Origin of the sequence: Hydrogenophilus thiooxidans (assembly GCF_019049855.1) — a bacterium.
Taxonomy (GTDB): Bacteria; Pseudomonadota; Gammaproteobacteria; order Burkholderiales; family Rhodocyclaceae; genus Hydrogenophilus; species Hydrogenophilus thiooxidans.
Genome location: NZ_JAHLSY010000023.1, coordinates 14,106 through 28,861 on the forward strand (window position 1 = coordinate 14,106; position 14,756 = coordinate 28,861).

12 protein-coding genes are annotated in these 14,756 nt (G+C 63.4%); 1 reads left to right on the forward strand and 11 read right to left on the reverse strand.

Features of this window, described 5'->3' with window-relative positions; all coding sequences use genetic code 11:
- Window positions 1-43 precede the first annotated feature (43 nt).
- The gene (locus KUL93_RS09590) at window positions 44-1,732 is read right to left on the reverse strand and encodes a glutamine--tRNA ligase/YqeY domain fusion protein (protein ID WP_217126830.1); all 1,689 of its coding nucleotides are present in this window, start codon (window positions 1,730-1,732) and stop codon (window positions 44-46) included.
- Window positions 1,733-1,759: 27 nt separating this feature from the next.
- A complete protein-coding gene (locus KUL93_RS09595; protein WP_217126831.1) occupies window positions 1,760-2,305 on the reverse strand; it encodes a DNA-deoxyinosine glycosylase in 546 nt (181 codons plus the stop codon).
- An 89-nt stretch (window positions 2,306-2,394) separates the two neighbouring features.
- Between KUL93_RS09595 and hrpA the strand changes: the two genes are divergently transcribed.
- Complete coding sequence (hrpA, locus tag KUL93_RS09600) at window positions 2,395-6,492, forward strand: ATP-dependent RNA helicase HrpA (protein ID WP_217126832.1); 4,098 nt, start codon at window positions 2,395-2,397, stop codon at window positions 6,490-6,492.
- Between the two features lie 56 nt (window positions 6,493-6,548).
- Here the strand turns inward: hrpA and KUL93_RS09605 are convergent, their stop codons facing one another.
- Genes KUL93_RS09605 through KUL93_RS09645 form a run of 9 tightly spaced genes read right to left on the reverse strand, consistent with a single transcriptional unit; the run spans window position 6,549 to window position 14,654 of the window.
- Entirely contained in the window at window positions 6,549-8,270 is a 1,722-nt protein-coding gene (locus KUL93_RS09605; protein WP_217126833.1) for a DUF262 domain-containing protein, read from the reverse strand.
- 22 nt (window positions 8,271-8,292) lie between these two features.
- Window positions 8,293-8,982 carry a Holliday junction branch migration protein RuvA gene (gene ruvA / locus KUL93_RS09610; protein ID WP_217126834.1) on the reverse strand — a complete coding sequence of 230 codons (690 nt, stop codon included), beginning with the start codon at window positions 8,980-8,982 and terminating at the stop codon, window positions 8,293-8,295.
- A complete protein-coding gene (locus KUL93_RS09615) occupies window positions 8,979-10,049 on the reverse strand; it encodes a prenyltransferase (protein ID WP_217126835.1) in 1,071 nt (356 codons plus the stop codon). Before KUL93_RS09615 ends, ruvA begins: the two co-directional genes overlap by 4 nt.
- Window positions 10,050-10,076: 27 nt before the next feature.
- Window positions 10,077-11,603, reverse strand: a complete 1,527-nt coding sequence (gene rng, locus KUL93_RS09620) for a ribonuclease G (RefSeq protein ID WP_217126836.1) — start codon at window positions 11,601-11,603, stop codon at window positions 10,077-10,079.
- Window positions 11,604-11,613: 10 nt separating this feature from the next.
- Window positions 11,614-12,267 (reverse strand): Maf family protein, encoded by a 654-nt coding sequence (locus KUL93_RS09625; RefSeq protein WP_217126837.1) that lies wholly within the window; start codon window positions 12,265-12,267, stop codon window positions 11,614-11,616.
- Window positions 12,264-12,755, reverse strand: a complete 492-nt coding sequence (gene rlmH / locus KUL93_RS09630; RefSeq protein ID WP_217126838.1) for a 23S rRNA (pseudouridine(1915)-N(3))-methyltransferase RlmH — start codon at window positions 12,753-12,755, stop codon at window positions 12,264-12,266. Before rlmH ends, KUL93_RS09625 begins: the two co-directional genes overlap by 4 nt.
- Before the next feature lie 48 nt (window positions 12,756-12,803).
- Window positions 12,804-13,247, reverse strand: a complete 444-nt coding sequence (gene rsfS / locus KUL93_RS09635) for a ribosome silencing factor (RefSeq protein ID WP_217126839.1) — start codon at window positions 13,245-13,247, stop codon at window positions 12,804-12,806.
- A complete protein-coding gene (gene nadD, locus KUL93_RS09640) occupies window positions 13,234-13,899 on the reverse strand; it encodes a nicotinate-nucleotide adenylyltransferase (RefSeq protein ID WP_217126840.1) in 666 nt (221 codons plus the stop codon). Before nadD ends, rsfS begins: the two co-directional genes overlap by 14 nt.
- Window positions 13,896-14,654, reverse strand: coding sequence for a BPSS1780 family membrane protein (locus tag KUL93_RS09645; protein WP_217126841.1), 759 nt, complete (start codon window positions 14,652-14,654; stop codon window positions 13,896-13,898). Before KUL93_RS09645 ends, nadD begins: the two co-directional genes overlap by 4 nt.
- Window positions 14,655-14,756 lie beyond the last annotated feature (102 nt).

Genomic DNA, 14,756 nt, shown 5'->3' on the forward strand with positions numbered 1-14,756 from the left:
TCTGTGCTGCTCCCTTGGTGTTGGTTCGTCGTGTCGGTTCAGTTTACCGCTTCCAGCCGCTTTTGAGGGCAACCGTGCGGTTGAATACCGGTGCATCCGGACGGTGGTCGAAGCGATCCGTGACAAAGTAGCCGTGCCGTTCGAATTGAAAACGTGTCTCCGGTGGTGCCGCTGCGGCATCGGGTTCGACAAAGACCTTGACGGTGGTCAAAGCGTTGGGATTGAGGTCGTCGAGAAACGAACGGGGAGTGCCGTCTGGCCCCGGCGCGCCGGGGATCGGTTGGGTGAAGAGACGGTCGTAGAGGCGCGCCTCGGCCGCCACTGCGTGCTTTGCGCAGAGCCAGTGGATCGCCCCTTTGGGTTTGTACGCGTCGGCGCCCGGCGTGCCGCTCTTGGAGTCGGGGTAGTATTCGGCAAAGACGCGGGTTACGCGGCCGTTCGCGTCTTTTTCGCAGCCCGTGCAGCGGATCACGAAGCCGTAGCGGAGCCGCACTTCGGCCCCCGGGGAGAGCCGTTTGAACCCTTTGACGGGGACTTCCATGAAGTCTTCCCGTTCGATCCAGAGCCGCTGGGTGAGGGGTAACCGCCGGGTGCCCCACTCCGGTTTTTGCGGATGGTTGGGAGCGTCGCACCATTCGACCGCTTCAGGCGGGAAATTGGTGAGCACGAGCTCGAGCGGCTCGAGGACCGCGATGCGGCGCGGCGCGATCTCGTTCAATGCGTCGCGCTGCGCTTCTTCGAACACGGTGTAGTCGATCCAACTCTCCGCTTTGGCAATCCCAGTGCGCTCGACGAAGAGGCGAAACCCTTCCGGGCAATAGCCGCGGCGCCGCGCTCCAGCTAGGGTCGGCATCCGCGGGTCGTCCCAGCCGGTCACGACGCCTTGCTCGACGAGTTCGATCAGTTTGCGTTTCGAGAGGACCGTGTATTCCAGGTTGAGGCGGGCAAACTCGATCTGCCGTGGTAACGGTCGCGAAAAGAGGCCCGCCTCAGCCAGCGCTTCGAGGAGCCAGTCGTAGAAGGGGCGCTGGTCTTCGAATTCGAGCGTGCAGAGCGAATGGGTGACGCCTTCGATCGCGTCTTCGATCGGGTGAGCGAACGTGTACGTGGGATAGATGCACCACGCGGTACCGGTGCGGTAGTGGGGGACGTGGCGAATGCGGTAGATCACCGGGTCGCGCAGGTTGAGGTTGGGATGCGCCATGTCGATTTTGGCGCGTACCACATGGGCGCCGTTCGGGAATTCGCCCGCGCGCATCCGGCGAAAAAGCTCGAGACTCTCTTCACGCGAACGGTTGCGAAAGGGGCTTTCTTGGCCCGGTTCGGTGAGCGTGCCGCGCTGCGCGCGGATCTGCTCGGCGGTTTGCGAATCGACGTAGGCCAGCCCGCGTTCGATCAGCACCTCGGCGCAGCGGTACATCGTTTCGAAAGTGTCAGAGGCGTAATAGCGGTGCTCGCCCCAATCGTAACCGAGCCATGCCACCGCCTCTTCGATCGAGCGGGCAAACGCTTCGCTCTCTTTTTCCGGGTTGGTGTCGTCGAAGCGCAAATGGCAGCGGCCACCGTAGGTTTTGGCCATTTCGAAGTTGAGGATGATCGATTTGGCGTGGCCGAAATGAAGGTAGCCATTGGGTTCTGGCGGAAAGCGGGTGACAACCGTCGCGTAGCGACCCGCGGCCAAATCGGATTCGATCTCGTTGCGGATGAAGTTACTGGGAAGCGTGGTGTCCATCGGTTCTGTCGCGCGCTTTTGACCCAGCTATTCTACACCGCGTGGACGCCCTGAAAGACCGAGCGCGACGCGCCACAGCGCGATTTTTTCGGCGAGCGTGCGGGTGGCGTGCGCCGGGGAGGTCGAAGGGGCGGGGCAGAAGCGTAAGCGGGTACGGATCGAGGGCGGGAGGGCGCGCCAGACATGCCGACGAAAGAGTCGTTCGGCGGTGGTGCCGTTGGTGACGATGCGGCTGATCGTGGGCGTTGCGACCAGTAGCCCCGCGATGTCGTTCGGTACGACGCTTGGCCCGACGATCGCATCGTCGCGGCTGCCGGGACGGTGGCAGGTGGCGATCACGTCCCAAAGGGCGATTCCGCATGCGGTCAAGGCGCGGGTGCGCGCTGGGTAGGGCAGGGTTGCGTCGAACCCCAAGAGCGTTCCCATGATCGGCCAGAAGGCGTTGCGCGGATGGGCATAATACTGCTGCGCGGCCAGTGAGGCGACACTGGGGAACGAGCCCAATACCAGCGTGTGCGGCGATTCGCCGATGAGCGGGGGGAAACCATGAGGCGTTGCAAGCGAGTCGGTCATCGCGAACGAAGCGAAGGTGGGACACGAGACGAAATATACCGCTCAATTGCTCTACAATCGCCCGCCAGGACGCATGATTGACCCGGGTGATGGACGAACGAACGAACGATCTTGATCAGATTCTTGCCCGCGACCGGGGGCGCGTGATCGCGCTCGCACGGCGGGTGCAGCAGGCGCGCGACCCCAACGTGCGGGCGCGATTCGAGGAGCAGCGTGCGCAGCTCATCGCGGCCTCCCATGCAGCCTGGCAGGCGCGTTTGGCGGCGTGCCCCAGGGTGACCTATCCCCCAGAACTGCCGGTCAGCGAGAAAGCGGATGCGATTGCCGCGGCGATTCGTGCCCACCGGGTGGTGATCGTCTGCGGCGAGACCGGTTCCGGCAAAACCACACAGCTGCCCAAGATCTGCCTTGCGGCTGGGCGCGGGATCAGTGGTCAGATCGCCCATACGCAGCCGCGTCGGATCGCCGCGCGGGCCACTGCCGCGCGCATCGCCGAAGAGCTGGGTGAGCCGCTGGGGCGCAGCGTCGGCTTTCGGGTGCGTTTTCACGACGTGGCAAGCCCCGATGGCTATATCACGTTGATGACCGACGGGATTTTGTTGGCGGAGACGCAGCGCGACCCGTGGCTTTCCGCGTACGACACCATCATCATTGACGAAGCCCACGAACGCAGCCTCAACATCGATTTTTTGTTGGGGTATCTTCATCGGTTGCTTGCGCGTCGCCCCGACCTCAAGGTGATCATCACCAGCGCGACGCTGGACGCAGCGCGATTTGCGCGCCACTTCGAAACGGTTGTCGGTTCTGTGCCGATCATCGAAGTGAGCGGCCGCCTCTACCCCGTCGAGGTGCGGTACCGTCCCATCGAGGCGCTCGAGGAGAGCGAAGAGCCGCTCTACGACGGCATCGTGGCGTGCGTGGCCGAAGCATGGCGTGAAGGGCCCGGGGATATCTTGGTGTTCTTACCGGGCGAACGGGAAATTCGCGAGGCCCGCGCCGCGCTTGAAGCCGCGCGCGCTTCGATCCCGCGCGAATTCGAGGTCATCCCGCTTTTTGCGCGACAGTCCCCAAGCGAACAGGCGCGGGTCTTTGCGCGAGGCCAACGGGCGCGCATCGTTCTGGCGACGAACGTCGCGGAGACCTCGCTCACGGTTCCCAACATCCGCTACGTGATCGATTCGGGGCTGGCGCGAATCCACCGCTATAACCCGCGCACGCGGGTGGCGCAGCTCAAAATCGAACCGATCAGCCAAGCCGCGGCGCAGCAACGTGCGGGTCGCTGTGGGCGCGTGATGGACGGTGTCTGCTTTCGCCTCTACAGCGAAAGCGATTTTGCCGCCCGCGCCCCGCATACCGACCCAGAAATACTGCGCACCTCGCTTTCGGCGGTAGTGCTCCGGATGGCGGCGTTGCGCCTAGGGGAGGTCAAGGATTTTCCTTTTCTCGATCCCCCGCCCTATCGCGCGGTGCAAGGGGCTTACCAAGAACTGATCGAACTGGGGGCGCTTGATGCGCACACCCGCACGCTCACCCCAATCGGTGCCTTACTGGCTGAGATGCCGATCGATCCCCATCTGGCGCGGCTCTTGGTTGCGGGGCACGAACTGGGTTGTCTCAAAGAGATGCGGATCTTGGCTGCGGCGCTCTCAGTCCCCGACCCCCGAGTGCGACCCGGCGACCGTGAGGCGCAAGCCGACCAGATGCACGCGCGGTTCCGCGGCAGTGACCGCGACGCCAAATCGGAATTTTGCTGGTACCTCAACCTCTGGTCGGCTTGGCAGGAGGTGATTCGCCACGAAAGCGGCAACAAACAGCGCCAGTGGGCGCAGCGCCACTTTCTGTCGTGGCTGCGGTTGCGCGAATGGCGGGAAGTGGAAGGGCAACTCCATGCGCTCACCGGTGAGATGGGGTGGTGCGACAACGAACAACCCGCCACATACGAGGTGATCCATACTGCGCTCCTTACTGCGTTGCCGCACGGTGTCGGGCAAACCGCGCGCGACGACAAACCCGAACTGCGCGGCAGCTACCTGGGGGCGAAAGGGGTACGCTTCTGGCTCCATCCGCAAAGCGGTTCGCTGCGGCGCGCGCAGCCCGCATGGGTCTTGGCCGCCGAACGGGTCGAGACGACGAAACCCTACGCGCGGATTGTCGCGGCAATCGACCCGCGCTGGATTGAGCGCGCGGTACCGCACCTCATCGTGCGGGAGGTGGGCGAACCCCATTGGAACGGGCGCGCGGGCGAAGTGCGCGGGCTGGAAAAAGGGACGCTCTTTGGTTTGACGGTCTATAGTGGCCGACCGGTTTCCTACCGCCACGTCGACCCCGCCCTTTGCCGCACGCTCTTCATTCGCGAAGGGTTGGTAGCTGGGGATCTCCCGCCGCAACGCATCGCGCGCATGCCCTTTTTGCAGCACAACCTGGCGCTCGTTGCCGAACTGCGCGAACTCGAACAGCGGTTGCGTCGGCCCGATCTCGTCGATGAGGAGTGGCTCGAGGCGTTTTACGCAAGCAAGATTCCCGAGGACGTGGTCGACCTAGCAAGTTTCGAAGCGTGGCGACGCAGCGCCGAGCGCAGTGACCCGAAGCTTCTTTTTCTCACACGGGAGATGATCCTTTCCCGAGATGCCGAAGGGGTGGTGAGCGAACGCTTTCCTGCCACGTTCGACCTCTTCGGCGAACCGCTGCCGCTTCACTACGTGCATGACCCTGCGGCGCGCGACGACGGGGTAACCCTCACCGTTCCGGTGGCGCTCTTGAATCAGATTCCTGCAGCGCGCTGCGAATGGCTCGTGCCCGGGATGCTCGAAGAGAAGGTATTGCTGCTCATCAAGAGCCTGCCCAACAAACACAAGCACCGCTTGCAACCGCACGCCGAAAGCGTCAAAGCCTTTCTTGCCGATTGCGATGCCCATCCCGAGTGGCGCAAAGCGTCCCTCACCGGGGTGTTGGCCCGCTGGGTGCAGGCGCGCACGGAATTGACTACGCTGCCGGCGCACTTTCGGCTCGAGACGCTGCCGGCGCACTGCTTCATGAATTTCCGCGTCGTCGATGCCCACGGCCGCGTTTTACGCGAAAGCCGTCAGTTGGACGCACTCAAGCAGGCGTTGGGAGAGCAGGCGCGTGGGGCTTTTGCGGCGCTTGCCGAAGCGTGGCGGGCGCGCGGCCGAAACGCCACCGCGTCCGCCGGTGCGGACAACGACCTTTCCGCGCGGCACGAAACCGATCGCGAATCGCTATACCCGCGAGACGCCAACGGGCGATCCGACCCGGGTGCGCCCTTGCCTCAGGGCGGTTCGGAGTCGAGCGAAAGCAACCAGAACCCAGCGCTTCCCGAAGGTCCTGCGACCGAATGGATCTGGCCAGAGCTTCCGGAAATCGCCGAAGCGGTGGTCGCAGGAGTAGCGACCGTCGGTTTTCCGGCACTCGAAGATGCGGGCAGTAGCGGTGCCCGCCTCAAGCTCTTCGATACCGAAGTGGCAGCCGCTGCGGCGCACCGCCGCGGGGTATTGCGGCTGCTCGCTTTTGCGCTCAAAGAGGCGGTGCGTTCGGTTACCCGAAGCGACGTGTTCAAACGGCTCTCCATGGTTTGGTTGGCGCGCGAACGCCCAGAAGCGCTGGAAGCGAACGTGATGGAAGCGGCATTGCAAGAGGCGTGCTTGGCGGAGCCGTTACCGCGAACGCGCGCGGCCTTTGCCGAACGGGTCCAACAAGGGCGGGAGAAGTTCCTCTTGGTTGCCGATGCGATCATGCGCGCGGCGCTCGGATGGTTCGAGCAGATCGCGGCGATCGAGAAACGGCTGGAGCGGATCGAGCACCTCCATCCGGAGGGGGTCGCGGATATTCGCGCGCAATTGGCGGCGCTCACCCCCCCAGGGTTTTTGGCGCACACGCCGTGGTCCCGTCTCCAGCACTACACACGTTATCTCAAAGCGATTGCCGTTCGCCTCGACAAACTGGAAAAAGACCCAGCGCGCGACCGCAGGTGGCTCGCCGAATGGCAGCGTGCGGCGCTTCCGTGGCAAAAAGCGACCGCGAACGCGCGGGGTGCGTGGCCCCCTTTTTGGACCGAATACCGCTGGTTGCTCGAAGAGTTGCGCGTTGGCCTCTTTGCGCCGGAGCTCAAAACGCCGATGCCGGTGAGCGTCAAGCGGCTGGAGCGGCTCTGGGCGCAACAGGGGGGGTGAGTCCAAATCGGCTGGGCGTTTCTGAAGTGTGGACTGTCCCCGCGGCGCCTCCTCGTTTATCTCTGGCTGAACTGAGCGATGCGCCAAGTGGCAGTGGCTAGCCTAGCGAGTTTTTGCTGCCACGCCTGCAATCGCTCAGGGTTCCAGACTTCATTTTCCTGGGCGAGCGCACGCGTTAGGGAGAGCGTGCTGGATTGCAGCACCGCGCGCTTTTCAGCATAAGGGCGGTTACCCAGATCCTTGTTCTTGCCTGCTTCCAGCATGACCATGTTGCCCAGTCGATAAACGAAATGGTCCAGATCGCGGTCGCTAAAAGCATCCCAACCTTCGCCAGGCGATTGGGGCAGCACATGCTCAATCGTATAGGCACCGGATTCTGGATCGAAGTCAATACCGCTATTTTGGCGTTCCAGTTTGGCAAGGATATAGCGCACGATCTTGGCGTTGCGACTTTGGGTGGTTTTGATCACTTTTTCGGCGAAGTCAGTACGAAACTGCTCGTCATTACGGTACATCGGGCGTAATACGTCGAGCACATCAGCGGCGCTCTTTGCCTCCCCACGATGGAGCTTCATCGCTGCCTGGTGATAGACGCGCTCTTGTTCCCCCGTATGCTGGGCGCCAATGACGTTGTAACGAAAGGCAATAACTACCGTGGCGCGCAGCAACGCTTCGAACTCACGCTCTGGGAGCACGCGGCGGGCCGCGAGCAACATTGGGTACGGCTGCCGAACCGAGAACATGCGCAGATCCTGAGCAGAGTGCTTCCAGTCTGTTGGCCAGTGCGAACCTTCCGGATGGCTCAGCGCAAGATAGGTGTCGATGTCTTCATCCATTTCGCGCAACAGCGCAAACACCGCTTCTCGGCTCTGGATCCGCGCTCGAATCGTTTTGAACAGCTCCGACTGCCGGGCAAACTGATGACGGCTGTTCCAGTGCATGCGCAGAAAGTCAGGGAAGCTCTCTTGCCCCAAGCGACCCACCATCGCCTCCCAGCGGCGTTCCAATTCGTCAAGCTCATGGTGGGATTCCTGTCCCCGGGCGAGCACTGAGAACAGATAGTTTTTGAGCAGGTCGGTTACCGAAAGGCGTACCCCGCGGGCATTTAGCGTTTCAAACACTTTGTAGGCATTGAGCTCGTCGGCAACCGTGATGACGGTAAAAAAGAGCGTGTCGCTCATCGTGTCGATGAACTGCGCCAACGCCATGCCGACGTCCTCCGCCTCTTTGGTGTAGGCACGCAACCGGCGCTCGAACCACTCGAAGCCTTTGCGCATCGCGTGCGTCGAAGCGGGGAAGCCGCGTTGTGGCAAATGGTCGCTCAGGGTAACCAGATAGTCGCGGTAATAGGCGTCGTTGTTTCGGTTGAGCGCAAGTTTATTGCGTGCCGTGAGTGTGACCGGATCCAAATAACCGATGTAGGTTGCCCGGATTTGCTCCAACCGCTTCGAGTTGGCATCGGCGTTCTGCCCTTCGGCAACTAATCTTTTCAGGATGCGCATGGCAGCCAGAACGATGAGGCTTAGCGTGGTCAGGCGCTGTTGGCCATCGATCACTTCAAAATGGCGATTGTCTGCCGATTGCAACACCAGATAGCCCATATAGTGGGCCGGTTCGCCATCAGGGGAAAAGGTTCCGAGAATGTCGTCCCAGAGCTCTTCCCACTGCTCCTCGTCCCACGAATAGTCGCGTTGAAACCGTGGAATGCGGTAGATAAGCCCATTGCCTAAGAGCTGCCGATAGGTCCGGTTTTCGGTGTTGAAATGGGTTGCCGCCATGGATGCACCCTCTCAAAACCTGTCAAAGCCGTTTTCCCACCTGCTGCAGCGCCCATTTGATCGCCGCCGGTAGGGAGAGATCCGACGGAAGCTCGGCAACGAGCGGCGCAATCTGCGCTTCGCTATACCCGAGCGCAACGAGCGCTGCGGCCACGTCGCGCGCAAGTTGCCACCGCGCCGCGGCGTCGTCTCCTCCCTGTGGGGCGGTATCGGCCACGGGCCCTTCCGCTTCGGCACCTCCTTTCGGCGCGCGGGGCTGGGCGGCCGACGGTGGTAGGGCAGAGGCGCCATCACCGCCAAAGGGCAGAAGCGCCAGTTTGTCCTTGAGTTCCAGTAGGAGCCGTTCGGCGGTCTTTTTGCCGATGCCCGGTATCTTGACGAGCCGTGCGCTCTGCTGTTCCGCGACCGCCCCTTTGAGTTCGTTCAAGGTGAGGTGCGATAGCAGCGCAAGCGCGATCCGTGGCCCGACGCCGTTGATCCGGATCAGCAGACGAAACGCATCGCGTTCGGCGCGGGTGGCAAAGCCGAAGAGTTGCTGTTCGTCGTCGCGCACCACGTGGTGGGTGACAAGCTGCACCGTTTCGCCGGTAGCGGGCAGGGTGTAGAAGGTGCTCATCGGCACCCACACCTCGTAGCCGACGCCGCCAGCGGTTTCGATGAGTACGGTGGGCGGGGTTTTCTCCCGCAGCGTTCCGGTCAGCGTCGCGATCATCGCACGGCGTCTCCGATGAGTATCGCCGCAAGAAGTAGCGCGTACCCGTGCGCGGCGTGCAGTGTCGCGACGATCGCAGGGCGAAGCGGCGAAAAATCGGTGGTGTCGCTCCAGCGTGGGTGGGCGCGAACGAACGCGAACAGGATTCGGCTTGCCCGGAATGCCGGCACGAACGCGACAAGAGCCAGAATCCCGAGCCACGGCAAGAGCCCCGCAGCGGTCAGCCCCAGATGGAGCGCCAGCGCTACCGCCGCAAGGAACGGGTAGCCCCACGCGGCGCGGGCACCGAAGCGCACCGGCAGCGTTCGTTTGTTGCCTGCGGCATCTGCGGGCGCGTCGGGGAATTGGTTGATATAGAGAATGTTCGCGACCAAAAAGCCGAAGGGAAGTCCCACCGCGCCCGCGGAGAGAAGCGCCTCTTGCGGCAAGGACGGAGCAAGGGGGGTGCCGACCACGGTGGCGGCCCCCGCGACGACCAGCGACCAGGCCACGGCGATTGCGATTTCGCCCAAGCCTCGCGCCGAGAGCCGCAACGGCGGCACCGAGTAGGCCCAGCCGACCATCAGCCCCACCGCGCCGATTGCGGCAAGCGCCACCGCGCGCTCTAGCGCCACGGTGGCCAACCAGAGGGTGAGTGCGCACCCGCCAAGCGCGGTGATCAGAAAGAGCGTGACCGCAAAACGCGCAAGCTCCGTGCGGGTGAGTACCCCGTTTTGTAAAAAGCGGCTGCCGCCGGTAAAGGGGTAGAGCCGGGTGCGGTTGCAGCGGTCCGTGGCTTCGTCACAGGCGTCGTTGATGACGTTTGCGGCCGCATGCGCCGTGAGCGCCAAAAGAAGCGTAAGGAGCAAGCACCCGACGGTAACCCCGATCATCTCCATCGCGCCAAGCGGCGCTGCCTCTGTGGCGCCGCGCAAAGCGTGCCAGATCGCGTAGGCGCTGCCCAACAACACACCGACAGCGGTGATGGTGAAAAAGGCTGGGCGTGTTGCCAAAAAATAGGTCTTGACAAGCGACCTCCGCCAATTGGGATGCGGTTCAGCCGAATCGAGTTCGAGCAAACGGGACATGGGGGACTTTCCGTTGTCAGACGGTGGTTAGCGTACCACGATGTCGTAGTGTTCGGGGGGATAGTCCGCTTCGCCGCGCAACGCGATGGGTTTTCCCAGAAATTCGCTCACCATCGCAAGCGCCTGCGCGTGCTCCTCTTCGAAAAGGCGCACGACGGCGGGGGCCGCCAGGATCAGAAACTCCTGGACATGGGGGAACTGCCGCGCTTCGCGCACCAGTTCGCGCAGGATTTCGAAACAGACCGTTTCGGCGGTCTTGACGAAACCGCGCCCGGCACAGGTCGGGCACGGTTCGCAGAGTTGTTGCGAAAGCGATTCGCGGGTGCGTTTGCGGGTGAGTTCGACGAGCCCCAGTTGCGTAAAGCCGCTCACGGTCGTTTTGGTGGGGTCGCGCGCAAGCGCCTTCTGGAACGCTTCGAGCACCCGTTCGCGGTGTTCAGGTAGCGTCATGTCGATGAAATCGACCAAAATAATCCCTCCCAGGTTGCGTAGGCGCAGTTGGCGGGCGATCGTCTGCGCCGCTTCCAGATTGGTTTTGAGGATCGTCTCGTCGAAATTCTTCGCGCCGACAAAGGCGCCGGTGTTGACGTCGATCGTGGTGAGCGCTTCGGTCTGGTCGAAGATGAGATAGCCGCCCGATTTGAGTTCGACCCGCCGCGCAAGCGCCCGCTCGATCTCCTCTTCGATGTGAAAGCGAGCAAAAAGGGGGCGTTCGCCGCGATAGAGTTCGATGAGTGGCAATACGTGCGGGGCGTAGCGTTGCGCAAACGCGATCATGCGCTGCGCGTTTTCGCGGGAGTCGACCTGGATCCGGACGGTGTGGCGGTCCGCCAAGTCGCGCACCGCGCGCAACACGAGATCCAATTCGGCGTAGAGGAGCGCCGGGGCGCGCACAGCCCCTGCTTTCTGCTGAATCTCTTGCCAGACCTGCTCGAGGTACGCGATATCGGCGGCAAGCTGCTCATCGCTTGCTTCGAGCGCGTTGGTCCGGACGATGAGGCCGCCGGCAAGGTTACTCGGCCGCAATGCGGTGAGCCGCGCGCGCAACGTTTCGCGAGCGTGTTCGTCTTCGATCTTTTGTGAAATCCCCAGTTGCCCGGTGTCGTGCGGAAGATAGACGAGAAAGCGGCCAGCAAGCGAGATCTGCATCGTGAGCCGCGCCCCTTTGCTGCCGATCGGGTCTTTGAGGATTTGCACCGTAACGGCTTCCCCTTCTCGGAGAAGCCGTTCGATGCGCGGCGGCTCGCCCCGCGGCGGGTCGCTACTGTTCGGGAGGAGATCGGTCACGTGCAGGAACGCGGTCCGGTCTAGGCCGACGTCGACGAACGCCGACTGCATGCCCGGCAGCACGCGCACCACTTTCCCGCGGTAGATGTTGCCCACGAGCCCGCGACGGCTGGCCCGTTCGATGTGGAGCTCTTGCACGCTGCCGTTTTCGACGACGGCGATCCGGGTCTCCTGCGGGGTGCAGTTCACCAGCAGCTCACGTTGGAGCTCTGGCGGTTCGATCAGGGGTGGCTGAGTTCCGAGTGGCGTCACGGCTTCAGACGGCATCGTGGCATCCTCATCGGGGAAGGGTTGCGGCGCAATGGGGGCCGAGCCCGAAGCGGGCCAAAAGCTCGGCGGTTTCGAAAAGCGGCAGCCCAATGATTCCCGAGGCGCTGCCGCGGATTTCCGGGATGAACGCTGCGGCCGCCCCTTGGTAGGCGTAGGCGCCCGCTTTGTCGAGCGGTTCGCCGCTCGCGACGTACGCGGTGATCCACGCTTCCGGAAGGGGCGCGAAGCGGACGGTGGAGCGCGAGACGGCGTATTCCATGCGGTTGCCGTCGGTGAGCGCTACCGCGGTGATCACTTCGTGGGTGGCGTTTGAAAGCGCACGCAGCATCGCCACAGCATCCTCGGCGTTCTGGGGTTTGCCAAAAATCCGGCTGGAGCGCGCTACTGTGGTATCGGCGCCCAATACCAAAGCGGGCGGTGTGTCCCGCACGGTGCTGGGAGCGCTGTTCTGGGTCAGTGCAGCCCAACCGGCGCGCGCTTTGGCGCATGCCAGGCGAATGGCATACTGTTGCGCCGTTTCGTGCGCAAGCGGCGTCTCGTCGACCCACTCTGCGTTGTTGGTTGTGGGCAACACCGTGAAGGGAACGCGCAGTTGTTCGAGCAGCGCCTGCCGCCGCGGGCTTTGGGACGCGAGGAAAAGGCGTGGGGGGGTCGGTGTCATTCGGTTGCCCCTGCGCGATGGTACGGATGTCCCGCAAGCAGGCTCCACGCGCGGTAGAGGGCCTCAGCGACGATCACCCGCACGAGCGCGTGCGGGAGCGTCAACCGAGAGAGTTGCCACAGTTCCTCCGCGTCGCGGCGAAACGCGTCGGTGAACCCGTCGGGGCCGCCGATCACGAATGACACCGGGCGCGCGGCGTCTCGCCACGCCGCCAGTTTCGTGGCAAGCGTTTCGGTAGTCCACGCAGCGCCCCGTTCGTCGAGCGCTACCAACCGACTGCCGGAGGGGATCCGCGCGCGCAGCCGTTCGCACTCGCGGGCTCGGGCGCGTTCCCGTTCCGCGGCACTGTCACTGCTGCGCGGTTCCGCTTTGAGTTCGACGAGTTCGAGCGCCCACGCTGGCGGCAGCCGTTTGGCATAGTCGGCAAAGCCTTCTCGGACCCATTTTGGGGGGCGGTGGCCGATCGTGTAGAGGGTGAGGAAAGCCATCTCAACACGCTGTGTCAGCTCAGAGCATGCCGACGGACGCTTGATCGGTCATTGGGCGGCAGGTGGGTAGGATTGGCCAAGGATGGGGTGGGTCTGCCCAAGCGCATTTTGGGAGGGCGAAAGGTTGGCTGCGGCCACCCGCGTTGCGGGGGGCATGCCCCACAGCTCCTCAAGACGATAGTAGCGGCGAACCGCGGGGAGCATCACGTGGATCACCACCGGGCCGAGATCGACGAGGACCCATTCGCCTCCTTCTTCTCCTTCCACGCCGACGATCGGGACGTGGTGTTTCTTCGCCTCTTCGACGACGTTGCGCGCGAGCGCCTTGACCTGTCGCGTCGAATTGCCCGACGCGATCACTACCCGTTCAAAGAGCGGTGTCACTTGGGTGGTGTCGTAGGCTTCGATCGCTTCGCCCTTGACCGCTTCTAGAGCGGCGATGGCCAATTGGGTCAATGCGTTGGTGTCCATTGGGCGGTCAGACGACTTCATGATCCTTCCGGTACAGACGATGGTGTTCAATATACCCGAGAACCGCATCGGGAAGCAAATAGCGGACGCTCTTTTCGGACGCGATTCGGTCGCGAATCGCGGTTGCCGAAATCGCCAGATGGGTGATCGCTAATGCGATCACCCAACCGGCTGGGGGGAGCCGATCGGCGGTCGCCACCGCGTCGGGAGTTCGCCGCGCCGTCCAGAGTGGGCGCAGCGCCGGCGCTAAGGTCGCTTCGGCGAGTGGGGTCCCAGGTCGGGTGGCGACCACCAGGTGCGCCAGCGACAGTAACGCCTGCCAGCGGTGCCAGCGATCAAGGCCTGCGAATGCGTCGGCGCCGATCAACCAGAAAAGTGGCGTAGCGGCGCCAACGCGCTGCCGGATCGTTTCCAAGGTCACGACGGTGTAGCTCGGTTGGTCGCGTCGCTCGAGTTCGCACCGTTCCAGCCGAAACGCAGGGGCGTCGGCGATTGCACGGGCGACCATCGCCGCGCGATGCTCGGCGCTCGCTACGGGCGGTGCGCGATGAGGGGGCTTAGCGTTGGGGACGAACCACACCGCGTCGAGCCGTAACGCTTCCCGCGCCTCTTCGGCAAGGCGCAGGTGGGCGAAATGGATCGGATCGAACGTGCCGCCGATGAGACCGATCATGGGAGGAACAGTTCGTCCACTTGGCGGTAATAACCGGCAAAGAGTACCGGGACGAAGACGAGCGGTAACAGAAAGAGTGCGACCGAAAAGAGCATCGGGTGGATGAGCGCGGCGAGCAGGGTCACGACGATACCGGCAGCGGTCAAGACGAGCGCCATCGCGATCGTCCACGCCAGAAGCGGTGCCCAGTTGCGCAGGCAGGCGTAGAAACTGAAAAAGAGCGCTTTGGGCCACGGGACGCGGTGCCACGCGATGAGCGGCGGGGAAAACCAGTACGTTGCCGTGATCGGTAACGAGAGCAACAAGAAGATCAAGATCGGCATCGGGTCGAATGTCATGCCCATCGCCATCGCGCCGTCGAGCGCTTCAGGTTGGGTCACCATCGGCCGAAAAAACGCCATTTCTCCCATCGTCAGCGAGAGCAACCAAAGGAGCAACAGATTGGCAAGGAAATTGAGCGCACCAACCGCCGCAAGCGGTTGCCATGGCCCTTTGAAACCCTCGAAGAGCACTTCCGGCCCGGGGCGCACACCGCGTTCTGCGGCGCGCATCCCGGCCAATACCCCCATTTGCAGGATCGGCATCGCGACGGCCGCGAGGAATTGACCGAAGAGCGGTACCGCTGAGAGGAGGAGGAGAAGCAGCAGATACCCGAACGAGACGTACGCGGTGAGCGCGGGCGCACGGCGCCACAACCGAAAGGCGTCGCGGCTCCAGCGCCATCCCGCAGCGAAAGGTAGCGTCGGTGCCCGCATCTCACATCCCCCACACGCCGATCGTTTGCTCGGCTTTTCCGGGCCACGGGTATTCGCGCTGCCAGATGCGCGCTTCCCACGGGATTGCGTCGCGGCGGTCGA

What these genes read in the sequence shown, in the direction of transcription:
- KUL93_RS09590 (WP_217126830.1), bottom strand. Translation starts at nt 1,732, where the DNA reads ATGGACACCACGCTTCCCAGTAACTTCATCCGCAACGAGATCGAATCC.
- KUL93_RS09595 (WP_217126831.1), bottom strand. Translation starts at nt 2,305, where the DNA reads ATGACCGACTCGCTTGCAACGCCTCATGGTTTCCCCCCGCTCATCGGC.
- hrpA (WP_217126832.1), top strand. Translation starts at nt 2,395, where the DNA reads ATGGACGAACGAACGAACGATCTTGATCAGATTCTTGCCCGCGACCGG.
- KUL93_RS09605 (WP_217126833.1), bottom strand. Translation starts at nt 8,270, where the DNA reads ATGGCGGCAACCCATTTCAACACCGAAAACCGGACCTATCGGCAGCTC.
- ruvA (WP_217126834.1), bottom strand. Translation starts at nt 8,982, where the DNA reads ATGATCGCGACGCTGACCGGAACGCTGCGGGAGAAAACCCCGCCCACC.
- KUL93_RS09615 (WP_217126835.1), bottom strand. Translation starts at nt 10,049, where the DNA reads ATGTCCCGTTTGCTCGAACTCGATTCGGCTGAACCGCATCCCAATTGG.
- rng (WP_217126836.1), bottom strand. Translation starts at nt 11,603, where the DNA reads ATGCCGTCTGAAGCCGTGACGCCACTCGGAACTCAGCCACCCCTGATC.
- KUL93_RS09625 (WP_217126837.1), bottom strand. Translation starts at nt 12,267, where the DNA reads ATGACACCGACCCCCCCACGCCTTTTCCTCGCGTCCCAAAGCCCGCGG.
- rlmH (WP_217126838.1), bottom strand. Translation starts at nt 12,755, where the DNA reads ATGGCTTTCCTCACCCTCTACACGATCGGCCACCGCCCCCCAAAATGG.
- rsfS (WP_217126839.1), bottom strand. Translation starts at nt 13,247, where the DNA reads ATGAAGTCGTCTGACCGCCCAATGGACACCAACGCATTGACCCAATTG.
- nadD (WP_217126840.1), bottom strand. Translation starts at nt 13,899, where the DNA reads ATGATCGGTCTCATCGGCGGCACGTTCGATCCGATCCATTTCGCCCAC.
- KUL93_RS09645 (WP_217126841.1), bottom strand. Translation starts at nt 14,654, where the DNA reads ATGCGGGCACCGACGCTACCTTTCGCTGCGGGATGGCGCTGGAGCCGC.